Origin of the sequence: Clostridioides sp. ZZV14-6345, from assembly GCF_020657775.1 — a bacterium.
Classification (GTDB): domain Bacteria; phylum Bacillota; class Clostridia; order Peptostreptococcales; family Peptostreptococcaceae; genus Clostridioides; species Clostridioides difficile_D.
Map to the genome: position 1 here is coordinate 13,529 of NZ_JAGWCX010000024.1, position 24,583 is coordinate 38,111.

At 26.3% G+C, this 24,583-nt stretch carries 32 protein-coding genes; all 32 read right to left on the bottom strand.

Annotation, left to right across the window (positions count from 1 at the left end):
* Positions 1-11: 11 nt before the first annotated feature.
* Positions 12-542, bottom strand: a complete 531-nt coding sequence (locus KGF39_RS08410; RefSeq protein ID WP_227821945.1) for a hypothetical protein — start codon at positions 540-542, stop codon at positions 12-14.
* Positions 543-590: 48 nt separating this feature from the next.
* The gene (locus KGF39_RS08415; RefSeq protein ID WP_227821946.1) at positions 591-836 is read right to left on the bottom strand and encodes a hypothetical protein; all 246 of its coding nucleotides are present in this window, start codon (positions 834-836) and stop codon (positions 591-593) included.
* A gap of 12 nt (positions 837-848) precedes the next feature.
* Positions 849-980, bottom strand: coding sequence for a hypothetical protein (locus KGF39_RS19885; protein ID WP_255643270.1), 132 nt, complete (start codon positions 978-980; stop codon positions 849-851).
* Between the two features lie 12 nt (positions 981-992).
* Entirely contained in the window at positions 993-1,367 is a 375-nt protein-coding gene (locus tag KGF39_RS08420) for a hypothetical protein (protein ID WP_227821947.1), read from the bottom strand.
* A gap of 37 nt (positions 1,368-1,404) precedes the next feature.
* Positions 1,405-3,588 carry an adenosylcobalamin-dependent ribonucleoside-diphosphate reductase gene (locus KGF39_RS08425; protein ID WP_227821948.1) on the bottom strand — a complete coding sequence of 728 codons (2,184 nt, stop codon included), beginning with the start codon at positions 3,586-3,588 and terminating at the stop codon, positions 1,405-1,407.
* A 137-nt stretch (positions 3,589-3,725) separates the two neighbouring features.
* Positions 3,726-4,865: a DNA sulfur modification protein DndB gene (locus KGF39_RS08430; protein ID WP_227821949.1), complete on the bottom strand. Its 1,140-nt coding sequence runs from the start codon at positions 4,863-4,865 to the stop codon at positions 3,726-3,728.
* A 155-nt stretch (positions 4,866-5,020) separates the two neighbouring features.
* Positions 5,021-5,323 (bottom strand): hypothetical protein, encoded by a 303-nt coding sequence (locus KGF39_RS08435; RefSeq protein ID WP_227821950.1) that lies wholly within the window; start codon positions 5,321-5,323, stop codon positions 5,021-5,023.
* A 55-nt stretch (positions 5,324-5,378) separates the two neighbouring features.
* On the bottom strand, positions 5,379-5,717 hold the full coding sequence (locus KGF39_RS08440) for a hypothetical protein (RefSeq protein ID WP_227821951.1): 339 nt from the start codon (positions 5,715-5,717) through the stop codon (positions 5,379-5,381).
* A gap of 76 nt (positions 5,718-5,793) precedes the next feature.
* A complete protein-coding gene (locus KGF39_RS08445; RefSeq protein ID WP_227821952.1) occupies positions 5,794-9,126 on the bottom strand; it encodes a PHP domain-containing protein in 3,333 nt (1,110 codons plus the stop codon).
* Positions 9,119-10,819 (bottom strand): DHH family phosphoesterase, encoded by a 1,701-nt coding sequence (locus KGF39_RS08450; RefSeq protein WP_227821953.1) that lies wholly within the window; start codon positions 10,817-10,819, stop codon positions 9,119-9,121. The genes KGF39_RS08445 and KGF39_RS08450 overlap by 8 nt, the downstream gene beginning before the upstream one ends.
* Entirely contained in the window at positions 10,820-11,665 is an 846-nt protein-coding gene (locus KGF39_RS08455) for a hypothetical protein (protein WP_227821954.1), read from the bottom strand.
* Positions 11,666-11,894: 229 nt separating this feature from the next.
* Positions 11,895-13,487, bottom strand: coding sequence for a DnaB-like helicase C-terminal domain-containing protein (locus KGF39_RS08460; protein ID WP_227821955.1), 1,593 nt, complete (start codon positions 13,485-13,487; stop codon positions 11,895-11,897).
* Positions 13,471-14,028: a hypothetical protein gene (locus KGF39_RS08465; RefSeq protein WP_083289938.1), complete on the bottom strand. Its 558-nt coding sequence runs from the start codon at positions 14,026-14,028 to the stop codon at positions 13,471-13,473. Before KGF39_RS08465 ends, KGF39_RS08460 begins: the two co-directional genes overlap by 17 nt.
* Before the next feature lie 66 nt (positions 14,029-14,094).
* Positions 14,095-14,673 carry an ERF family protein gene (locus tag KGF39_RS08470; RefSeq protein WP_227821956.1) on the bottom strand — a complete coding sequence of 193 codons (579 nt, stop codon included), beginning with the start codon at positions 14,671-14,673 and terminating at the stop codon, positions 14,095-14,097.
* A gap of 40 nt (positions 14,674-14,713) precedes the next feature.
* Positions 14,714-15,559 (bottom strand): hypothetical protein, encoded by an 846-nt coding sequence (locus KGF39_RS08475; protein WP_021402153.1) that lies wholly within the window; start codon positions 15,557-15,559, stop codon positions 14,714-14,716.
* A 137-nt stretch (positions 15,560-15,696) separates the two neighbouring features.
* Positions 15,697-15,849, bottom strand: coding sequence for a hypothetical protein (locus tag KGF39_RS08480; RefSeq protein ID WP_227821957.1), 153 nt, complete (start codon positions 15,847-15,849; stop codon positions 15,697-15,699).
* A 22-nt stretch (positions 15,850-15,871) separates the two neighbouring features.
* Entirely contained in the window at positions 15,872-16,537 is a 666-nt protein-coding gene (locus tag KGF39_RS08485) for a hypothetical protein (RefSeq protein WP_227821958.1), read from the bottom strand.
* An 11-nt stretch (positions 16,538-16,548) separates the two neighbouring features.
* Positions 16,549-17,109 carry a hypothetical protein gene (locus KGF39_RS08490; protein WP_227821959.1) on the bottom strand — a complete coding sequence of 187 codons (561 nt, stop codon included), beginning with the start codon at positions 17,107-17,109 and terminating at the stop codon, positions 16,549-16,551.
* 43 nt (positions 17,110-17,152) lie between these two features.
* Positions 17,153-17,308, bottom strand: coding sequence for a hypothetical protein (locus KGF39_RS08495; RefSeq protein ID WP_227821960.1), 156 nt, complete (start codon positions 17,306-17,308; stop codon positions 17,153-17,155).
* 17 nt (positions 17,309-17,325) lie between these two features.
* On the bottom strand, positions 17,326-17,763 hold the full coding sequence (locus KGF39_RS08500) for a hypothetical protein (RefSeq protein ID WP_227821961.1): 438 nt from the start codon (positions 17,761-17,763) through the stop codon (positions 17,326-17,328).
* Positions 17,757-18,878 (bottom strand): PcfJ domain-containing protein, encoded by a 1,122-nt coding sequence (locus KGF39_RS08505; RefSeq protein ID WP_227821962.1) that lies wholly within the window; start codon positions 18,876-18,878, stop codon positions 17,757-17,759. Before KGF39_RS08505 ends, KGF39_RS08500 begins: the two co-directional genes overlap by 7 nt.
* Before the next feature lie 74 nt (positions 18,879-18,952).
* Positions 18,953-19,261: a hypothetical protein gene (locus KGF39_RS08510; protein WP_009900655.1), complete on the bottom strand. Its 309-nt coding sequence runs from the start codon at positions 19,259-19,261 to the stop codon at positions 18,953-18,955.
* On the bottom strand, positions 19,261-19,512 hold the full coding sequence (locus tag KGF39_RS08515) for a hypothetical protein (RefSeq protein ID WP_227821963.1): 252 nt from the start codon (positions 19,510-19,512) through the stop codon (positions 19,261-19,263). Before KGF39_RS08515 ends, KGF39_RS08510 begins: the two co-directional genes overlap by 1 nt.
* Before the next feature lie 132 nt (positions 19,513-19,644).
* Positions 19,645-21,240, bottom strand: a complete 1,596-nt coding sequence (gene dcm / locus KGF39_RS08520; RefSeq protein WP_308463832.1) for a DNA (cytosine-5-)-methyltransferase — start codon at positions 21,238-21,240, stop codon at positions 19,645-19,647.
* A 169-nt stretch (positions 21,241-21,409) separates the two neighbouring features.
* Positions 21,410-22,522, bottom strand: coding sequence for a phosphoadenosine phosphosulfate reductase family protein (locus KGF39_RS08525; protein ID WP_227821964.1), 1,113 nt, complete (start codon positions 22,520-22,522; stop codon positions 21,410-21,412).
* A 255-nt stretch (positions 22,523-22,777) separates the two neighbouring features.
* Entirely contained in the window at positions 22,778-22,960 is a 183-nt protein-coding gene (locus KGF39_RS08530; RefSeq protein WP_227821965.1) for a hypothetical protein, read from the bottom strand.
* Positions 22,953-23,162, bottom strand: coding sequence for a hypothetical protein (locus KGF39_RS08535; RefSeq protein ID WP_227821966.1), 210 nt, complete (start codon positions 23,160-23,162; stop codon positions 22,953-22,955). The genes KGF39_RS08530 and KGF39_RS08535 overlap by 8 nt, the downstream gene beginning before the upstream one ends.
* A gap of 19 nt (positions 23,163-23,181) precedes the next feature.
* Complete coding sequence (locus tag KGF39_RS08540; RefSeq protein WP_227821967.1) at positions 23,182-23,358, bottom strand: hypothetical protein; 177 nt, start codon at positions 23,356-23,358, stop codon at positions 23,182-23,184.
* Between the two features lies 1 nt (position 23,359).
* Positions 23,360-23,503 (bottom strand): hypothetical protein, encoded by a 144-nt coding sequence (locus tag KGF39_RS08545; protein ID WP_227821968.1) that lies wholly within the window; start codon positions 23,501-23,503, stop codon positions 23,360-23,362.
* 28 nt (positions 23,504-23,531) lie between these two features.
* Positions 23,532-23,795 (bottom strand): hypothetical protein, encoded by a 264-nt coding sequence (locus tag KGF39_RS08550; protein WP_227821969.1) that lies wholly within the window; start codon positions 23,793-23,795, stop codon positions 23,532-23,534.
* Positions 23,796-24,035: 240 nt separating this feature from the next.
* Complete coding sequence (locus KGF39_RS08555) at positions 24,036-24,254, bottom strand: hypothetical protein (protein ID WP_227821970.1); 219 nt, start codon at positions 24,252-24,254, stop codon at positions 24,036-24,038.
* A gap of 46 nt (positions 24,255-24,300) precedes the next feature.
* Positions 24,301-24,576: a hypothetical protein gene (locus KGF39_RS08560; protein WP_227821971.1), complete on the bottom strand. Its 276-nt coding sequence runs from the start codon at positions 24,574-24,576 to the stop codon at positions 24,301-24,303.
* Between the last annotated feature and the right edge of the window lie 7 nt (positions 24,577-24,583).

Below are 24,583 nucleotides of genomic sequence, written 5' to 3' on the forward strand. Positions count from 1 at the left end.
ATCACCTCACTTTATTGTTTAGAGACTATTTTAATTTTATATCCTAATTCATCTTCTATTTCTTCTTTAGTCATTGATTTAGGATTACTTTCTAACTCTTCTTTTAATGGATTACTATAGTAATTTGCTAACATAATACATTCAATAATCCCTCTTTCTATTTCATCATATTTAGACATGTCTGGATATATTCTACCTCCATTCTTTTTTATACAAATCTCTAGTCCTAGATTATAAAATGACTCATTATTAAGGAAATTCATTAGTATTTTATTAGAATTATTTTTTTCTGCTAAATAAACACCAATTAATTTATTTTTATCTATATATTTCTCTAAATTTTGATAATAGGCAATTCCAATTCCTGATGTATCTAACACTAGTTTATCGCAATTATGATTATTAAAAATTTTATAAATTTCAAAGATAAATTTATCAGATGTTATATTTCTATTGGATAACTCTCGAATGTGCCCATTATCAAGAATACAAATACACATATTCTTTAATAGTAAATCTATACTTATGCTCATTATTTTCATCTTATCTCTCCTCTATTTGTTATTCTAGCTCATATTAAAACACATATTTTATTTCATAAATTCTTCCCACAAATGAGAATTATTAGAACTGTCATTATATTCTGGGTCTATTTTATCTGGTTTAATATTTTCAACTAACCATTTAATACCTTCTTCTTCTGAAGAAAATACTATTACTCTCCCATCTTCATCATATTTAAATCTTTCCGAAGAATACTCATAATAATCTCCTGGATATAATTCAAGTAGTTTCACTTTATTTTTACAGCTTATGAAAGGGTAATATACAGGCATAACATCCCTCCTTTATCTTTTTTTATATTTTTTCCAAGCTTTAAATCTAATTTCAGATTTGAAAGCTATAACATCATATTCTAATATTTTTCTTCTCCTCTGCTGCTCTTTAAGAAATTTAGTAGTAAATTCTTTTTTGGTCATAACAATCATCCTCTAAATATTATTTTTTATTTCTAATAAATAATTAAGTATAATTTTTTCTGGAAATGTCTTTGCTGTTATTATATCTATTGATTGTATAATTATAAAAACAACAGAAAGAACTATAAAAAATAAACCAAGAGCTATAAATACTGGAAAATCCCCTTTATCATATTTCCAATCTATATAAATCAATAAAGCACCAACAACTATTCCAATTACACATATAACTATCCAAAATATACTTGTAGATACCTCATAATTAATATATTTAGTAGTTAATGTTTGTAAATATGGAATTACATTAGTATTAGACCAGTCTATAGTCATCCCAACTTTATCACTTAAATTATCTAAAATTTTTATAATCTGTTCACTAAATTCCATTTAACTCACCTCCAAAGAGGGAATAATCCCTCTCAATTTAATTACATTTACTCCATCCACAATCAGGACAAGTCATACATCCTTCCATCATTTGAATCTCTAGCCCACATTCAGGACATTTTGGCTCAGATTCTTTATATTCTTCTATTTTTTCTCCTTGTTTTTCTTTAAGAAAATCTTTTATGGCATTTAAAATAGCTATTCCACAATGATTACCTTTATCTAACATGTTTCCTTTTGCTCTACTTGAAGCAAAACTAGGACAAGTATTAACACCTTCTAAAGCCTTTTCTATATTATCTAAAGTTCCTCCAAGTCTAAGTATTCCAGACATTGAGATTGTTGTAGCTTCAAGAAGTTTTTCGCACCCACCTGAACCAGCTTTTTTTACATATAACTCTTGTATGCTTTTTTCTTTTTCTGAATAAGATATGAATAAAACTAATTTACCACATCCAATATGTAACTTTTTCTTATATGAAACAGTATCATTTGATATAGGCTTCCAGTCTCCTCTCTTAAGCTCTTGTGTATTATTTATAGCATTAGTGGTTGTAAGAATCCCTTCACGTTTACATCCAGCTCTATATATTGTTAATCCTTTCAATCCATTAACCCATGCTAATAAATATAACTCTTTAACCTGTTCAATAGTTGATTCATATGGTAAATTTACAGTAGAGGAGATACTTGCATCTATATGTTTCTGAAATGCTGACTGCATTAAAATACGTTCTTTTGGAGTTAGCATTGTTGCTGTTACAAAGTAATCAGGAAGTGTATTTTCATCTTCAATGTTGTTTTCTCTCATATATTTTTTAACTATAGGTGTGTAAACTTTATAATATTTCTCTTTATCATGTAAACTTTCAGTTTTTCTAGTGTAAGAAAATGCGAAGATTGGTTCTATTCCTCCAGATATTCCTAACATAGTTGATATACTTCCAGTTGGAGCTATTGTTAAAAGTTGTGAATTTCTAAGACCATATTTTTCTATTAATTCTAGTGTTTCATGAGATGCATTTTCTTGAATAAATTCTGATTTTAAAATACATTCTTTATATTTTGGATATGTACCATATTTTTTTGATAATAAGGCTGATTGTTTTAGTGTTTCATCTGCTAAACATTTACCTATCACATTACATAACTCAATAGCCATTTCTGAACCATATCTTACATTCATTTTTATGAGCATATCAGCTATTCCCATAACTCCAATACCTAGCTGTCTGTAATCTCTAACTGTATCTCTTTGTATTTTTAATGGATGCAAAGGTAAACCTTCATCTAAAACATCATTCATTACTTTTACTACTATTTTTATATCTTTTCTAAAATCATTATAATTAAAAGTTTTATCTTCTTTAACATATTCGCTTAAGTTAAATGAGCCTAAAAGACAACTACCACCTGCTGGAAGCGGCTCTTCGGCACAAGGATTTACACCTGCATATTCAAATTCATCATCTTCACTTAATAAATTATAATTATTTATTTTGTCCCAAAATAAAATTCCTGGTTCTGCATAATTCCAATTATTTTCACATAGTTTATTAAATAGTTCTTTAGCATTTATTTCTTTAACTATAATTTCACCAGTCTCTTCTCTTGTAAAAGAACAATTATACATTGGATTTGAATCTATCCCTGTAGCTTTTTGCATAAATTCATCTGTTATTCTTACAGATATATTAGCTTTAGTAATTTTATTTAAATCTGTTTTAATATTTATAAATTCTTCAATATCTGGATGATTAATATCGAGAGATATCATTAAAGCAGCTCTACGACCACTTTGACCTATTGTTTCAGCAACTAAGGAATATGTATCCATAAATGAAACTGCACCAGTTGTAGATTTAGCTGAATTATTGACTTTTGCTCCTCTAGGTCTTAACTTAGATATATCGATTCCTACCCCTCCTCCATAAGAAAAGGTTCTTGCAGTATCACTACATGTTTGGTATATATCTTCAATAGAATCACCAGTTGCTAAAACATAACAGTTTGAATAGGTTATTTTTCTTCCATCATTTTGTAATCCTCTATTAGCTAATATTCTACCTCCAAATAAGAATTTTTTTTCTTGTATTAACTGTCTTACTTCTTTATCTCCATTAGACACTCTATTGAGCCATTCATCAAAAGTTTCATTATTATTCCTATATTTATTATTCCATATTGCATTTTGCATTTCATTCATTTCCCAACCTATCATTAAATCGCTCCTTTGTATTTTATTTAGTTTATAAAAATTTTATAAATTTAATTAAGTTTAATACAAGTATAACACTCAACTAGATAAAATGCAATACTAGATTTTAAAAATTTTCATTTTAAAATCTAGTATTATCTCTATTGTTTCTGTTGCTGAATTGCAAATTGCTCTAAATATATATCTTTTAAGGTTCTTCTTGTACTTGTATTATTAATAATACTTAATCCAGAACTTGTTTCTCTCATAACTCTACTCCAAATAGAACTACCTTTATCCATATCTATATATTTAATACATTGCATCTTCTTTTTCCAATTTGAATGTCTCCATAAATATAAATTATGTGCAAGACCCAAATATGCATAAAACATGAAATTCTCACAAGTTAATGAAATTTCTTTAGACATTATTCTTCCTTCATAAGACATCATTTCAGGATAAATTTTAAATAATTCTTCAAAAAACTCTTTTAAAAATTTAAAACATTCTTCTTCCATATTTTTGTCTTCGATATCACTAAAAGTATTTTTGAATGCTGTTACAAGTGTATTTAAACTAACAATATTCATCATATCATTTTTTGCAATAGATGTTTTAACCATATCTATTTTATTCTTTAATACCCCTTTTTCATTCAATTTTATCATAATACGATTTACTGCATCCTGTTTATTAAAAGATTCAATTCTCGACTTAGAAAGAGTTTCATGCAAGTTTAATTGCCAAAAATGCTCCATTGCAACTTCCATGTTATGGCAAGTTATTAAAATAGGAAATTTAAGAGTTTTTAATATTTTCATTATTCTCTCTCCATCTTTGCCTTCTATTACTTTAGCATCTTGATATATATTATGTATTGCTTTTGTTCTATGCTGTCCATCTTGCATACACATTAAACCTAATATTATTGTTAGTTGTGAAGTATTTTCATCATATATTACTTTTCCTTCTTTTCCGTTTTTATCAAGTATATTTATTGTCAGTTGGTCTGGAAAATACTTTTCTTGTAATATCTTTTTTTGAATACTTTTGACTCTTGTTTTATTAAAAACTGCTTTATATTTAAATGTTCCATCTGCTTGTTTTTTTGCTAATAGACCACGTTGTGTTGCAGGATAGTATATTATTTTTTGTTCATCCCATAATTTCGCTATTTCATATGCAGAAATATTTATAGTCCACATTTTTTTATATAAGTGGTCTACTCCTTGAAATGTATAGTTTTCAGTAAGTTTATGTTCATTAGGATTATATATATTATCAAATGTTATCGCCAATTAAATCTCTCCTTGTTTTGTATTTTATTATATTATTATTATATACTATTTTTAACCGAATTACAATTTATCTGTTTTTATTCAGTTTATAATTTACTCTAACATCCTTATTTTATACATAATCCTAAGTTTTAAATCTTATTAAAATAGTGATTTTAATTACTTTTTTTCTTCTTAGATTCCTCCTGTATCTTTTTCTTATTTTTTAAATTTTTTGCTTCTTCCTCTATTAATTCAATCATAGTATCAATAAAAATTTTTACAAATATCTTTTTATAATTTTTAAATTCTTTATCTGTTAAATCCAACTCTTGTTCATCTACAATATTCTGAAATCTATCATTTGCAAATCTTTCTAAATATTTTTTTGAATATGTTACAGTAAAGCATGGTTTAAATGCTTTAGTATATTCTTTAGTCCAACTTTCTAAATTGTTTAATTCTATTCTTAGTCCCATTTGAAACTCCTTTTATTCATAAGAAATTAATTCTTCTATTAGATTTAAAACACTTTTAAAAACGATAAAATTCTTTTGTTTTAAGTATTTTTTCTATATTTTCAACTGTTCTTTTATACATATTTAAATCTTTTTTATTGTTTTGAATTTCTTCATTTAATCTTGAGATTTCTTTTTTATAAAACCCTTCTTTATCTTTTGATAACTCTATATTAGGAGTGCTATTGTTGTTAATATTTAATTCTATGTATCCAAATGTCTGATTTGTTGCATCTTTTAATTTTATCAAGTTGTCTCCATTTATGCTTCCATGATTGCAATTTCCACAAGACACATGAATTATTGTGTCTTTAGGGTAGTTTCTGAGTGTTTTTTCTAATTCTTCTACATTCATATATTTGCACCTCATTTTTAAATTTTATTTAATTCTTTTACTTAACATTGCTATTAGAATTTGATTTTTGATATACCTATTCAATTATCCAATAAGAGCTTACCCATATATCAATCCCATCCACATCTATATACTCATCATTTATGAGTCTCTTTTTTGACTCTGCTTTAGTTTTATTTAGATATACTTTGTCAAACAATTCAATTGGATTATTTTTAAATGTTTTTTTCTTTATCTTGCATTCTTTTATTCTTCCAGAGCGTATATTATAAAATATGATTTTGGGAGAGTATTTTGTGTTGATATCTACAGCTATACAATGTCTTGGGTTTTCATCAGATTTAATAACATTACAACTTCCTACATTTTCATAATGAGCTTTAATTAATTCTTCAATCGGAATATCTTTGTTTTCAAAAACATCTTCCATATATTCACACAATGCTAAAGTATTTATATCCTTGAACATTTTTTCAGTCTTTCTATTTGCGAACTTTTCTATATGTTTTGCATGAATATTATTCTTCTTTAATTGTATTTTTCCATAAAAATCACTAAATACTTGCACAATATTTAATAATTTAGATGTCTTACCAAACTCTTCAAAAAAGTTTAACTTAATTAATATTTCTAATTGTCTACTATTGATGTTTTTATTTAAATCTATTAACAATTTAGTAAAAGTATTATATTCATTATCTCTTAATGAATATAAATACTCAGCAACTTCAGTATTTAAATATTTAATACTTGATATGCCTTTATATATAGTATTTGTTTTTCTGTCCATGAAATACTCTGCTCTTGAATATCTAAATTTACAATTTTTAATTTCTATCCCATATTCTTTTGCCAATTTTATGCCATTATTAAAATCTTCTTCGTTGTCTGCCCAATTTAAATATGATGTTGTAAATTCTAGAGGATGGTAGTATCTTAACATCCCACATATATAACCATTCATAGAGTACCCAGTTGAATGATTATATCCAAATTGATATTCTGAAGAGTCTGATATTATTTGTATAAATTCTTTTGCTTCTCTTTCAGCTACTTCTTTAGGTCTATTTGAGTGTTTACAATAACCATTTAAAATCTTTGGCAATTGTTTTTCTAATTCAACATCATCTTTTTTTCCTATCGCTCTTCTAGTTGTATCAGCTAAAGAACCATTAAAATCACATATATCTGTTAAGAACTTTATTGTATCCTCTTGAAATACTAAAAATCCGTTATTATCCTTCAATAGCTCATCTATCTCTTTTGATGGATTTTTATTAAATTCTCTATTTATTAATCTTTCTCTATATGATTTTCCACTAGGTCTTAAACTTGCATTTACCAAAGACATATCATTTACGCATTTTGCTTTATATGTGCTTAATAAATCAAAAGCGTAATCACCTTCAAATTGAAAAATTCCAACATTAATTCTATTTATATCTTCCCAAACATGTTTGTCGTTCCAATTTATTTCATGAGCATATTTCCATTTTTTATTTATAAGTTTATACGTATCTTGAATTATGCCTATAGTTTTTAATCCTAATATATCAAATTTTACATAGTTCAATGAGTCTACTGCTTTCATTGTGCAAAATGACACTGGACTGCTTTCATCTCCATCTTTATAAAATACACCTAGGTTGTCATACAAAGTTATTGGACTACCAATCATTCCTGCTGGATGTGTACCCTTAGATAGTATAACCCCTCTAATTCCATCAAAATAATAAAATAAATCCTTATTATCTTCTCTTAACTCATCCCACATTTTTTTTAATTTAATCAATCTTTGTTTTTTCTTATTGTTTCTTATTGTATGCAAATATAATTCATGGTCTATAAAATCTGGTGATTTGCTTTCTTTACCCTCCAATTCTTCTATATTTATTTCTTCTATGATTATCTTGGAATATTCTTTAAATATATTATCAAATGTATCTTTTATATTCTTAACCAACTTTAAATTATCATAGTTTAATCCTTTAGCAAGTACATCTATACTACCTCTATCTTTTATAGTTTGAAATGTTAGTATATATGATACTTTATCTTTACCAAATCTGTTAATTATATATTCGTAAACTCTTTGTCTATCTGATGGACTAAAATCTAAATCTATATCTCCAAGTGATATTCTGTCAGCATTGCAAAATCTTGAAAATGCAGTTTTCCATTTTATAGCATCCACATCTGTTATGCCTGTTATATATGCTATTAAAGAACCCCCAACTGAACCTCTGCATGGACTAACATGAATATCATTATCTTTGCACCAATTTACTAGTTCGGCTACAAATAACATAAAACTAGCCATACCCTGATTACACATTATTTCATACTCTTCTTGTATTCTTAATTTATATGTGTCTATTTTTTCTTTTTCAATAGCTTTTATATTTATTAATTCTAAGAGATTTTTATCTATATAATCTTTCCATATTTGATTAGCATTTTCCCCATATAAATTTGGGTATTTAAAAGTTTTATCTAATGTAAAATCTTCAACCATAGCAGCTAATTTATTTGTATTATTGATTGCTTCCAATATAATATCAGTAGGTAGAGTATTTTGTTTTTTAAACTCATTAACTAAATCATCATAACTTTTCCATGTTAAGTCAAACTCATCTTCTTCTCCATAGAAGCTATTTTTAGATTTTTGAAGCACTTTTCTACATTCTGCTTTATATTTAGATGATGAATGAGTATCTGTTCCTGCTATCAGTGGTATTCCATACAAGTTGCTCCACTCATAGAGCATTTTATTATACTCTTTTTGACTATCACAGTTGTGATATTGTATTTCTAAAAAACATCTATGATTATTTTTAGACATCCATTCCAGCAACTCTTGTCTTTTTTTTATATTATAATTATATTTCTCAATACCCTCAGTATCTATTATATTTGTATCACCTAGCTTCCATAATGGTGATGCTAGACAAGCAGAAGTTATTATTATATTGTCGCTTGTATTCATTAATTCATCAAATGATATTCTTGGATTGAAATAAAAATGACGGTCACTATTATCTTTTAAAATCCCTTTAGATGTAGCTTTTGACATTAGAGAATTTAACTCTCTAACACCTTTTAAATTTTTTGCATATAAGCCAATATGCCAACCTCTATTATTATCTTCTAAATTTATGCATGTATATAGTTCTACACCATGAATATACTTTATTTCTGCTTTATCACACGCTTGTTTCTTTTTTACCCAGTCATAAATACCACCATGATTGCTAAATGCTATTGCTTTCATGTTATTTTCTTTTGCTAATGATATATATTCATCATATTTGCTACAGGAGTCAGCAAAACCATTACAATTAGAAGTATCATCGTGTAAGTGGTATACAACATAATTATTTGTTGATATTTCTTTTTGTATTTTATTCATTTACAACACTACTTTCAACATCTATTATATCTATATAAGAATATCCATTTTCATTGTTTTTAATAGAAAATAATATATTCATTATTAAATCCTTAGATTTAAGATTATTATTATCTTCGTTAATCATTTTGCTAAAAAATTTTTTACTACAAAAATCTTTTTTAAATAAAATTTTATCTTTCATAAAACTATAATTAGCATTTCCATATTTTTTTATATCCATTGTATTTATTCTTAAGTCTTTAATTATAAATTTAGGTCTTTCAATTGTCCCACACCAAACATCTTCTAATTCTCCTATACATATTAAATCATTTATGTTTATATTGTTGTCAAATACAAAATCTACTTCTACATTATTTGTTATTGTTATATTTTTAAATTTATCATTTGTATATTTTATAAACTTATTTATATTTTCTTTGGGAAACTCATATCCAAAACTAGATTCATGTCCTTTACACCAATTAAATAATTTGCTGTCTTCGCAAATAGATTTAAAATTATCTATATAATTAGGACATCTTACTGAACCTGTATAATTATTTTTATTGTCAGATTCTCTTATCATAAGTATTGGCTTGTTGAATATATTCATAAATTTATTTGCTACTAATCCTGTTACTTTTGCATCTATACTATTTGAATCAATCAATACAACCTTATCATTCTCCATTGAAAATAGCTTTACATTTCCCTTTATTGCTTTATCAGTTATATCTTTTTGCTTTCTTTTATAGTTTTTACCTATTCTTATAATAGCATCTTGTAATTTCTGTTTTTTAATTTCACCTTTTGATTTATAGGTAATTATTTTTTCTTCGCCTATAAAAGCTCTAAACAACAATTCTTTATCTTCTACTGTTCCATTTCTAATTATTGCATTTATTATAGGCGAAACACCCCAAATAACGTTGTCTATCTTTAAATAATCTTTTATTTTTAAATCATGAACAAATGATAATATTAAGGGATTGGTTATATAGTTTACTTGCTTACCTATATTGAATATATATCTGTTTTCTAGTGACCTCATATCCATAGAGTCACTTATATTTGCAAGATTAGCCAAATCAATATATTTATATCCTATATCTAAATTTACTTTATCTACTATGTATCTTATAAATTTATATGTAACCATTGCTCCACTACCATCTATATTTTCTACTTCTCCATCTTTATTATTAATTATTATACTTGTATCTGGCGCCTTAGTTAAATCATACATATGATGGTCTAATGCAATGAAATCTATTCCATTTTTATTTAATTCTATTTGTTCTTTAAAATTTTCTGATGAGCTATCTGGAGTAATTAATAGTTTTGTGTTGTTTTCAATTACTTTATCCATAACCTCCTTTGTTAGTCCATGAACTTTTGCCTTTTCAGTATGTTGTATATAATACACATTGTCATATTGTAGGTCAAATTTAATAAACATATATATCATTGAAGAACTACAATAACCATCAACATCTGTATCCACTAGTATACCTATTTTATTATTATTTCTAATATTTTTTAATAAACAATTGTAGGCTCTATCAATGTTGGTGTAATTATTATAATCTTCCCAATTTAAAATATCTGCATTTAAAAGCCAATTTATTTTTTGATTATCAAGACCTCTATTTTTTAAAACAGTATTTAATACTGTATCTTCTATATGATTTTTTAGTTCCCATTCCAATCAATCACCTACTTTAATTTTATTTTTTAATAATCTTTCAAAAACGTCTTTCCCTTTATCTATTGGAGAGTCTTTGTACGATAATAAGTTCTCTACATCCCATAACACATATACATCTACTAACCCAGATAGATTTTTAGTCATTTTTTTTATTTTATTCCACCATTTAGTACAATCATCATCTTCTAATTCTTGAAATTGTCTATCATATGCTATTATGATTTCTGTTACTCCTAAATCCAAAATCATTTTTTTCTGATAATTAGAAAATGAACTTCCACAAGTCGCAACTGCTATATTATTTTTAGGATATATGGTCTCAAACTTTAATACTGATTTTTCGCCTTCAAATATAAAAACTTTTTTCTTATATTTTATATTTTCTTTGTTTTTATTTAATCCATACAAATTCTTTCCTAATGGATGATTATATCCTTTATCATCCAACCATAATGGATAATATTTTCCATACCTTTTTGCTAGATATTTATTAAATGCTCTTACTCTTATGCCTACGACCTCATTATTAATATTCATATGTGGAATTACAACCCTATTGTTCTCTATATCATACCTTACATCAAAATTTTTTATAGCCTCAAATGATATTCCTTCCTCTTCCCATTGCTTAATGCGTTTTTGTGGGTATATCCTGTGTAAAAAAGGTTTATCTATACGACTTAATATTTCAACTTCTATATCTAATATAGATTTGCTTTTAGTTGCATTAGGTGTACCAAAACCTACTTTTGGTTCATAACAATATGTGTATTTTATTATATCTGTGATAAATTTAATGGAACTTTTAAAATCTATATTTTTAGATGTCATAACCAAATCAAACAAAGACATATTTCCACAGTTAGTAAAACAAGTAAATAACTTTGAATCTTTGTGATAATACAATTTATAGCTACATTCATCATTTGGATTATTATGACATATTGTTTTAAATATTAATTCTTTGTCATTACTTTTTTCAGATAAATCACTTCCAAGTTCACTAAGTATTTTTATTATATCTTCTTCAGTTATGCTTTTTAAAAGCTCTTTCGCATCTATAGATAATCACCTCCTAATAGGTTAATTGCCCAACGAATACATTATCACAATATGCTTTTTCTATAAATCTTCCTGACCTTCCATCCATTTCATACAATAATATTTTATTATCATCATCGCCAGACCTAGTTTTATTTACAAATAACAGAATGTGTTTTTTCCTAATATCTATACAATTTTTATCAAACTCTCTTTCTTTCCCTTCTTTTGTGGAACTATCTATAATCTCTAAATATGACTTTTGAAGCTTCCCTTCTAACCTACCTTTTTTCCATCTGTAAGGTTTTAAAAAATATCTATCTTTTTCAGGATTTAGTTCATCTGGTATTATTTTTCTCATTAATGTTATTGTATGCCCAACCTCTTTAATTTGTTTTGCATTTGATATACAAGCAGCAGTCAAATAACTGACTTTTCCTTCAGTATAAGTTGCTAATTGTATAGGAAAAATTATCCTCATCTTCATTTGTTTTCCAAACTTATCAAAATCTCTAGCTGCTTCATTCATTTCACCTGTAGAATTTCCTGATGAAGCATCTTCAGCTTTAAAAGTATCAAGTATTAAAGTATCATAGCCTTCACTCAAACTTAATTTTTTAGCTATTTTTTTTATTTTTTCAGTGTTAAAATCATACATTGATATGAATTTAAGTTTTCCTGGTATTGAATATTTCTCTTCAATAAACTTATTTGCTAAGTAGAAAGTTTTTTCTTCTTCAATTGTAAAATCAAAATTTTTAACTTTTCTTCTAGTCATTGTATGACAATTGAATATAGCATTTGATATATATGTTATTAATATCTGTTTGTAGTATTCGCTTTGTTGTTCATTACTTATTATCAAGACTTTACAATCAGATTCTACTAGTCCCATAGCCATATTTAAAGTAAAAGTTGTTTTTCCAGTGCCACTATGACCTGCTATAAAATATATACCATTTGAGTGTCCCACTCCATCTATTATGTTACTCAACATAGGCATACCCTGAACATATCTTTCTTCTCCAGTATCAGTTTGCCATCTTAAAGCTATTGCAAAACTAGCTGAGTTATCATCTTCATTATTTTTCTTTTTTAATATTTCTTCTGAAGTATAATGCAAGTCTTCTATAACAACATCATTTCCAACTAAATTAATACTACTATCTGCTAATAACATTTCATAAAAATCATGAACTTGAGATGCACTCATAGAAGGAAATAAGTCTATTGGTTTTACTTTTATACCTTCCACTTCAATTTCCTTATCTATATTAAAGCCTTTACTTTCTAGCCTTATTATAAGATTAGATTTTTCTAAATCATCTATATATTTTTTTTGATTGTGTATATTTCCTAAATCTCTAACTTTTTGTATGCTTTCCCAACCACCATATTTTTCATATGATTCATTTAATGAAGGAGATATTCCTACAAATGCTGAAACCGTCACTTCATCTATCTCTTTATATTTTGTACTTAATTTTCTTATGAGATTGTAAAAAAATTTAGTTTTCGGAAAAGTAAAGTCATTTTCAGATAGAGGATAGTCAGCAATTATACTTATATCTTGCAACAAAACCGATATCACAAGGCTTTCAATATTCCCTCTATTTTCTAATACCATTTTCTCCAACCTCCTTTATTAAATCCTTTAAGGTTGTTGTTCTTTTTTTTCTCGCTACTGGAATTTTCATTGTTTCTTCAGGTATGTCTACTAAATCCATCTCAGTTTCTTTTTTCTCTTTTCTTTGTATATTTTTCTTTACAACTGTAACATCTCTTATATTATTTTTTAATATTGTAAATATATAGCATAGTTTTTGATATTCATTTTCTATATCTTTTCTAAACTCTAAAGCGTCAATTATTTGAGTTTTCATTTCTAAAATACAATTATAAACATCTTCTCTTGTATAACCGTTATCTAACATCTCTTTTATCATTTTAGTCTTATTTTTTGCGATACATTTGTAACCAATAATACTATCTATTCCTAATAAAATTTGATTCCATAGCCATTTCTCTCTTTCTTCTAATCTATAGTGTAATTCACAACAATAATTTCGTTTTTCTTCTCTGCCCGTTTTAGTAATATGAATCACTGAGTATATATCTTCAGCTAGAAATTTTTCTTTACAGTATCTACAAGTTATTTTTCTTCCCAATAATTCTCCTCCTTCTTATTGTTAATGTTAAAAAGTCGCCCTAATTGAGCGACCTTTTAAATTATTCTATATTCTTCCAGAACGCTTAGGTTGGGTACTTTGAATATCTTGAGATGTATTTTTTTTACTAGGAGGTTTAACTTGAGAATTGCCATCATCATCATCCTCGCAAAATGATAATTGAAGTAAGCTACCTAGTGCATAACGCTTACTATATGTTTCTGTTGCTCCATATCCTTGAATATCTAATTTACTCGGTTTTATAGGTACACTATCAGACTCCATAAACTGACCACTAGAATGCCATAATACAGTTTTAATTGATACCGAATTGTTTCCACCAGAAATAGGAAATTGAGTTATACATAAATCAAATTTTGCTAATATTGGTCTTATTGTTGTTAGAATATTATCTAAATTTGCATATTTGCTATTATAAAATGGATTATTAGAACTCTTTTCAATACTTTCTACCTCTTTTTGAAAATCAACTAAACTTACTAATAAATCTTTTATATTTTCACTTCTGCGAAATGGTATTAATAAATCTTTATTCTCATTTTCTTTTAAATCTCCAACCATTTTTCTTATTACATCTTTTAATTGTTTTACTTCACTCTCTATGTTAGCTATTTGTTCTTCCATAAAACTCTCCTTTAAATTTTATTTAGTTTATAAATATTAATTAAAATGGTAAATCTGATTCTTCAATATTTATGTTATTCTTTTGTGCATCTTTTTCTTTCATGGCATTTTCTTTTTCTTCCATTTTATCTATCATGGCTACTATATTATCCTTATAGAATGGATTAGGCTTCCCATCTTCACCAAAATCATTTTCTTTTGATATCTTATTTCCTGAACCTCCAGTTATTCTAAGATATTTTATTATTTTATCTTTTTTCCCTGTACCAAATCCACCAGTTCCTTCTATTATCTCAGTTACTATATCTCCTTCTAATTGTGGTACATCTCCCACTTTATATAGCTTTTCAAATTCTTTTATTACTTCTGTATTATCAATTACAAGTCTAACTCTAAATCCATTATCATTGTATTTATTCATTATTCCTATTACTTCTAATCCTTCTTCTATTTTTATTATTTCCTCCAAGTATACATATGCCCTCCATAATATACCTGCCTTTATAGGTAGTTTTGCATCTTTTTGTCTGTTACAAAATTTACCTTGTATTCTAAACCCTTCATGTTTTTCTCCATCACTATAATATGTATTATCATCTAACTGACAAGTGCATCTAACTATTTCTCCTCTACCCTCTTCTGCTCTAGTTACAATATCATTCACAACTGTTTCTAATCCCTGTGATATCTTATTAACTCCTCCAGCAGATGTGTATATGCTTCCATAATAATCAACTATTTCATTCTTATCTTGTGATATAGCAACATTAAGTTTAAACTTTATTGCTTCTTGTGGAGTTCCTTCTTTTACTCTTTCTGCTGCTAATATATCTAACACTTCCCCACTAACAAAAACCTCATTGTAATTTACATTTTTTTTCGCCATAAATATTCTCCTCTTTGATTTTGTATTTTATTTAGTTGTAATTATTCTTAATTTTTCTATATACTTATAATAACATGTTCTATTTATTATTTCAATACTTATTTTTAATTTTATTTATTTTAACTAAAAAATCCTCCCTAATACAATAAACCAAAAATTATTAGCTTTGAAATTGTAGATACTCCAAAACTTATTTTCATTTCTTTTACTTTTCCATTATTAGCTAAAGACGTTCCTAATTGCATAACGTATATTATTATTACTAAAATTTGTGGTATTCCTAATTTCATTTAACCTCTCCTTTTAATATGATTACATCATTAATTCTTTATATTTTGGTAATGTTTTAAAGAAATCACATAAAATTCTCCATTCTTCCATTTTATGATTTTCTCTTTGATTTATCATAGATTTTATTTGTAGATAATTTAATGTAACTCTTGCAGTTAACATTAATCCTGATGGGCAATTTGATATTATAATTTTCCAAAGAGTTTCCTTTGTAGCTCTAATATTTTCTCCATTTCTAAGAGTAACTTCATCAGATGTGGTTAATTTTAATTCCTGAAAATTATTATAATCGTAAATCAATTCATTCAGGAAATTTATTGTATTTTTAACAACATACTTATTACACATATCATCAATATTAAATTTGGTTAATCTGTGCATTTTACTTTGACTAGATACATAGTCATTATGATGATATCTATCCCACTGTCTCCACATATATTCTGACCATTGCAAATCCATTTGGACAATAATTCCTTTAGAGAAGCAATCATGGCCTGAACCTTGTTTTGATTTGCCTAATTGACATGCTCGTTGTAAATCTTTTTCTGAAATATTTACTTCTCTCATATCTTTAATTTGTTGCTGCATAGGATAACCACTCGAAATTATACTTTCTTTAATTCCATAAACACACACATTTGATACATCAATAATTCCTGGTATTTTTATTCCATTTACTTTCAATTTATCAACTCCTAACCTTCCACAATAATATAACCTTCTTTATAATGTCTTCCCATATTGTTCACCCTTTTATAATATTTATAATCACTCTCCCCTTTTATTCTTGGTACAAATACATCTATTGCATTAGAATTTCCAAAATATTTATTAGAACCTCTATCTTTAACCACCTTTAAATTTCCATCAACTAATATTTTAGTTCCAAATTTAAGATGATTATTGGCCACAAACCCATATCGTAATTTTTCTCCTGTAGCTGTAATAGCTCCATATTTACTATTTTCACAGTTTAAAGAAGTATAGTAACTTACTTCCCATGTTACAGGAATTAATTTTTCTATTTTTACTTCTAACTCTTTTTCTAAATTAATTCTTTTAATTTCTAATTTGTATTCTTTAGTGTTTTTATATTGTTCCCACTCGTACTTATACATTAAATTAATGTTCTTTGCTGTATCTCTAATAAGCTCTTTATTCATATTATTATTAATAACATCTTCTGTATTAGCAAATACATGTATCGTGCTACCAACTATCAAAGCTCCTGTTACTGCTATATTTCTCCACCTCATAAATACCTCCACTCATATTAAAATGATAATTTTAACTACTCATTTATTCTACACGAGCATCATCTAAATCTTCTTCAGATGGCTCTTTTCCTTCTCCATTCCATTCAAATGCATCCTCTAAATATGCATTTGGATTATAACAACAATAATCACAACAGCTATTTTTATTTTCACATATATCTTTAAGTTTACAAGTCATTTTTAGTCCTCCTAAATTTATTTATTATTTATTTCATCTAATAATAAATTTAATTTATGTTCTGCTTTTTTAACTTCAATTCTTGCCAGACATAACTTAATACCTTTATTGAAATCAAACTCATCTGAATCATGGCAAGTAGCTGATGCTTTAAAATCTCCCATTCTAACTTCTACTTTCTTTCCATTTGTTCTATACTTATAAGTCTTATTTGTTCCAAATACAGTCGCAGTTCTCCACTCACTCCAAATATGTTCTTTTTTCTTAGTCTCTATTGCAACTTCAAAATACTTTTCAAATTCACTATAATTCATAAATCCCATTCCATAATCTGTTTTAAAATGTATATTTCCGTTATTTTCTACTGATGTAATTACAAATATATCTCCTATTTCTAACATTCTAAAGCCTTGTATTTCTTTCATTAGTTTTATTTTAGTTCCTTCTATTAACATACTTTCTTCATCCTTTCTATTCTACTATTATATTTATCAATTGCTTCTTGTTCTTTTTCATTAACATCTCTATTATATTTCCCTCTAGCCTGTACTATTTTGTCATCTCTAACTTCAATTGTTACTAAGCTCTTACTTAGATTATCTTTTTTTCTCATAAATAATATATGACACTTTCCATCTATAACATTTTGGATATAACTACTTACACAATTATTTTGTTGTACTGCTTCATCTTTAATTTCACTCGTGCTTTTTGGATATATGAATTTATAATCTTGATAGGAATATTCTAATGTTTTGTCTATTCTTTTATTGAATATTTCTTCTTCAAATTCAGTTTTAAGACGATTATAATTTCGAGTTGCTATTTTATGAGTTGTTAAGAAATTTCTTGGATATTTTTCATATTTATCACTTATTGCACTCATCATAACAACATAGTCATATAATTCATTTAGAGTACTTTCAAGTCCATTTAATGCTTCATATGTCATTAGATTATCTATATAATTTATAAGTGATTGAGGTTTGTATTTATATGTATCTATTAATCTATCAAATATCATTCTATCGTAACCAGAATCAAGAATTGAAATTAAATTAGTTTTTCTTATTGAATTCAATTCTAAGCTTAATAAATTATTATATAAATTTGGGTTTTTACTATACCCTTGTATCAATCGGTCACTCAAAGTAATACTATGATTCCTACAGATAGAAATAAGACCTTTAGGTATACTCTTAATATCACAATGTATCGGATAAATTATTTTTTTTAATCCTGCTGAGAATAATTGTTCATACTCAGAATAATTATTTATTTCATTTAAAAAACTTCCTATATTTCTTATTCTTTCAACCCTCCTTCCCCAAGCTCTGCTACTCTTACTTCTATTTACTCTTCCATCTACAAAATTTAAAAAACACTTATAATTTTCATCTTCAAAAGAATTTATTACCTCATGTAAATTATATCCTCTAAGTTGAGCACACACATCTTTTACAATCCTTCCAGATTTACCAACGTACTCGCCTGTTGCCAAATTATACTTTACATTCTTCCCATCTTCAAATTCAAATACTAAAAACTGTTTTTCTTTATAGGATTTCAAATATTAATCACTCCTTTACATCTTGATGACAATTGTATGACATAAGTTATTTTTCTACCTATGTAATAATCATTTTAGATTTTTTTAGAATTTATATATTTTTCTTTTAAACCTTTATTACCTCTTGTTTCCATGAGTTTATTTATAGATTTTATATAGTTTATATCATTAGAAATTCTCTTAAGACTTGTTATAAAGTAGACAGAATAGCTTCTTGGTATCTTCTTTTTGATAGCTAAATCAATTACTGTTCTGGCAGCATTATAACTTTTTAAATGAGTATGCCCTTCTTCAAATTTTTTATTTGTATTATAAACAATATATCCAGTTTTAGATTTGATAATAATATATTCTTTTTTCTCATATATTTTATTTGTATCCATTACAAATCCTCAATTTTATGCCATATCATTTCTAACTTTCCATGTTTTCTATTTAGCCTTCTTCTAATTTCATATGCAGATTTAATTTCTTCTTTTACACTTTGCCACTTATCCAAAACTTCTTCATACTCTTTATTCTCTTCTTGTAAAAATAGCATTTCTTCATTTAATTCACCAATTTTAATATTTAATTCCCTGTTTTCCTCTAATAACTCACGATATCTTTGCTCATCTATAAGTATTGAAATCACTACCTTTCATAAACTTCGTATATGCCATTTTAAGCAATAAAGGTATAAACACAAGCAGTCATTTATATACATCTTTAGAATGGCATATACGAGACCATATTTTTTAATTTAAAACTGACATTTTATAATTATTTAATTATCTATGTATTCCTGTAATAGTTTTTTGAATATTTCTTCTAAGACTGATACGCAAATTGAATTACCTGCTTGTTTATAGAGTTGAGTATTGGACATCTTGGCTTTTATACATTTATCTATATCTTCATCATAAAATCCCATTAATCTCCAACATTCTTTTGGTGTGAGTTTTCTTATCTTAAAATTATTATCTAAACTTTCTACTATTTTGGTTTGCCTATTTCCACCTTGACAAGTATCTAAAGATGGGCTTAATCCTTTAGGATTATAACAAGTATTACTTTGATGTGCTTTGTTGCTATTTGGATATTTAAAATATCCCTCTTTAATTGCTCTTTCTTCTAGTATCTTAGGCTGTCTATTCCCACCAGTCATAGCATTTAATGTTGGAGATATTCCATCACCCCCATATACTCTTTTTAATAAATCATATCCCTTTATATTTAATTCTCCTACTTGATTTATTTTAGGTTCGATAATAACATTATCCTTTTGAACTGTAGTTATTGTATTGGAACATTCATCTTCTCTTATTTCTAATTTCTGTTCAATATCACCTTGTTCATTGTATCTACCTCTTATAGCTCCATTAGACACATCATTTTCCTTAATATATCCCATAGCATATCCATGTGTACCACTGCATAAAGTCATAGATAATCCTTCATCTGATATAACTTGACCTGCTTGAGATTTAGGATGTTGAGATACGTTACCTTCTTTAATTATTTTATCTATAATTTGTTTGGGTTGTTTATAGTCTCTTGCAGATAAGGTTGATATGCATTTATCTGGATTATAACACCATGCAGATGTACATTTATCAAATATTAAATCTCCTTTATCATTGTATGGGTTCGGTGTGGTTGTTCCAATAACTTCTAAATCGTCATTATTTAATCTATCTGTTGGAAATTTAGTAAATCTATCTTGTATTTCTTTTGATAAATAATATTTTTCATCTACTTCTTTTTCAAGAAAATCTTTTAATCTATATTTTAATGGAAAACCTATTGGAAATTCATAAGGAGTGTGTTCTCCTAGTATTGATATGCAGAAAATTCTTTCTCTATTTTGAGGTATTCCAAAATCTTTTGCATTTAAGATTTGATAGTATGAGGCGTATCCTAATTCTTTTAAATCATTTATATACTGTTCAAAATTATGTTTATGTTTTTTACTTAGTACATTTTTTACATTTTCCCAAACTACATATTTGGGTTTAACATATTTAACTATTTCGACTGTATTCCACATCAGAGAAGAAGCAGTCCCACTTCCTTTATCTCCTCCATCTCCTTTTCCGGCCACAGAATAGTTTGTGCATGGACTTCCATGTGTAATTATATCTACATCTCGTGAAAGCTTAGATATATCAATTTTTGTTATATCACCTAAATTCATATCTTCACTTACATCATGTATAACTGAATATGATTTACTTGCATATTTATCAATTTCACAATAATTTATTAATTTATACCTTACATTAATATTTCCTAGTGCTTTTTCAAATGCTCCTATTCCCGAAAATAAACTTAGTAATTTTAACTCTCTTATAATACCATCTCCTTTGAATTGAATATTGATTGGCTTCTTTGAATTGTTTTATATTGAATTAAACTTTTAGATTTGTTTGGTCATTTAGAATTGATACCTTATAATCATTTAAAACCATGATTTTAAACACTTTTTATATTTTTGACTTGCAGATTTCTGAATTGTAATTAAATGGATCATCAACTCTATATATCATTTATTAAAATAAATTACATCCTCCATAAGTAAATTCTTTTACCTTTTCTACATAATCTTTATTACTTATATTTAATTCTTTACATAAACATTTTTTGCACAAATAAACTCTATTATCATTTTTATTTTCATAAGTTCCAAATATTTTTAAATTCATTGCTATTTCAGATGGATTTAATTTTTTATGACATTTACACTCTTTATTGAAATATTTTAGAGCTGTTTCTTCAGATATGTTTTTTAGATCTGCTAATTGACTAACTCTTTCACTTGTTGCCTTTTTATTTATTAATTCTTGCTCTTTTGAAGTACCTTGCTTCCACTTTCCACCATATGTCCATTCTAGTAAACTCCATTTTAATCTTCTTTTGATTCCAAATAGTTCATAATTTTTAGTTAATATATCTCTCCATCTTTTCCATTGAGTGGGATAATATTCTCTGATTAATAAATCTATATAATCACTTTGAAATGGACAGATTAAACAGCCAACTCTATTAAATCCTAAATCATACATTTTATTATAATTGAAATTATTATGTAAAATAAATAACCATATTTCAGCATCACTCCATTTTACAATTGGTAAAAATCTAATCCAATTTTCAGGTACATTCAATTTTTTACCTTTATCAATTTGAGCCTTATTTAAATTCCAATCATAATGACTACGTTTAGAACTTTCTTCTGCTCTCATTCCTAAAAATATTAATATATTATCTTTTTTATCCATAACTTTAGTCATTTGACCTTCTTTATATGTACTACAACAATTTCTATTCATTACTGTAGGAGTAAAATATTTTTTCTTCTTTGTTATCCATTGATAGTAACCTAATTTGGGGCTTATAATATTATCTTTGCTCATATTATGTTCTTGTTTAAGATATTTATAAGTCTCTGCTGTATCATTAGATGTATTAAATGCTATTAAATTATACTGAATATCTTCTCCTATTTCTTTAATTGATTTGTCTACAATGTATTTTGTAATATCAGAATCTTTACCACCACTTATACTTACAAACAATTTATGGCTATTTTTATATTTCAAAATCCATCTTTTAGTCATTTCTACACTTTGTAAATATTTTTCATTTAATACTTCTTTTATCAAGTTATATTCTTGCTCTAATGTATAGCTCCTGTAATCCATATTATTTAAACTATTTTTCTTGATTTTTATTTCGTCATATAGTCCATCAACTTTAAATGTAATTATTGGACATTTATCAAAGTGATTTAAATATATCTTAGATCCATGTCTCCAACAATCATTTGGTAAAGTTATTCCTAGTTTTAATTCTAAAAATTTCTTTTCTTCATTAAATATTGGCTTAATAATATATCACCCTCAATCTTCTTAAAATATTTATTTTAATTCTATTACTACCTTGTCACCTTCATCATTAGTTACAGTTAATTCATATCTTAATTTTATCCAATCTTGAATGCCTCTAAGTATACCATCCTCATCAAAAAATGTTACATACTTTAAGTCGCTTGATGGATACTCCTTATTAGTCCTCATATCATAAGCCATTGTCTTAATCATTAGTGCCTCCTTTAAATTTAACTTCCTCCTGATTTAACAATTCTTCTAGTAATTTATTATATAGTTCTCTACTTATATACTTAAATTCTGGTTTCCCTCCTATTTGCCTAAGACCCATACTATAACTATCTGTTTTTATATCATTAACTAACGTAACTTGTAAGTTACCATTTTTTAATATAACATTTCTTTCAAAATCCATAGCTCCCTCCAATTAAATATTATTTTACTCTTTCATTATACTTAGCTCTTAAGTAATGTAAATCTTTCCATGCTCTGTCAAATTTACTATCTCTTTTAAATATGTACTTCCCCTCTTCGTTTTTTGTATATTCAAATCCTAACCAGACTAAAAAATCAGCAACATTTCTATAATTAACAATTCTTGTCTTTTCCATTTTATAATTCTTCCTCAAATTTTCTAATTACATCAATTCTTTTTTGTAGCCTTTCATTATCAAATTCGTCATCCTCCATCATATACTCTAAGTTATCAAGTAAGTAATTCACTGCTGTTATATAGTTTTTAATTCCTTTATTCATTTTAAATATCTCCTTTTTATATTATTTTTTATATTCCCCAACTACCATACGCCCAATGTCCAATTTTTTTATTACAACTTTTACATATAGCATCATATTCACAAACTGGAGACATAAATCCATCTAAATGTTCCTCATTATCTATTTTTATTTTTTTACATCCACAATAGAAACATTTAACAGGATGCCTCTCTGAATCAATATAACCTTTTTGTTCTAAATATTTTATATACTCATCAAAACTATTCACAGAACTATATCTTGTAATTTCATACCTTTTAATTTTTCTCATAAAATTTCTCCTTTCATTTTTACCTCCTATTAAAGTATCATTTTAGTTAATTATCTCTTGTATTATCCATGACTTCTTGTACAGACTTTTTCATATCATAATCATATACATCACCATTTTTATATCTAACATCTACTATATGCCCAGGAATACAATTAAAATCTTTTATATCTTTAGAAACTTGTTTACCACAATATGGACAATAGTTTATATGTACTGATTCTGAACATGGAGCAATTATTACTTTTCTAATATTTTTGTAGTAGTCAATATTAACATATATATATTTCCTCTACTTTTATATCCATTTAATTTAAAATATTCATAACATCCATCTTCACAATTATCACAATTATCTTCCGCTATAATTTCACATGTGTTATCTTCTAATAATCTACTTCTTGAGGTTAAAAGTATATCTTTTGTATTATCAACTATACTTTCACAAAACTTACACATATTCAATTTACCTTTCTTGTAAAGTATTATTTTTATTTGTTTATACTCATATAATTGCCTTCAGGTTGTCTAAGTCAATTCCATTTAATTCACAATCGTATGCAAATACAACGCTTAGCTTACTATTAGGTGAAATAATATACGCTTTCATAGAACACTCAACCCTAGATTTGGAATATTTAAACCTTTGAAATGTCATATCTGTATTGATAAGTATACTCACAACTTCTCTTATGTACTCTATACTTAAATTATATAATTCTATTATTGGTGATAAATGTGGGAACTCATTATATAATTCATAATTAAATTTATCTATCATTATTATT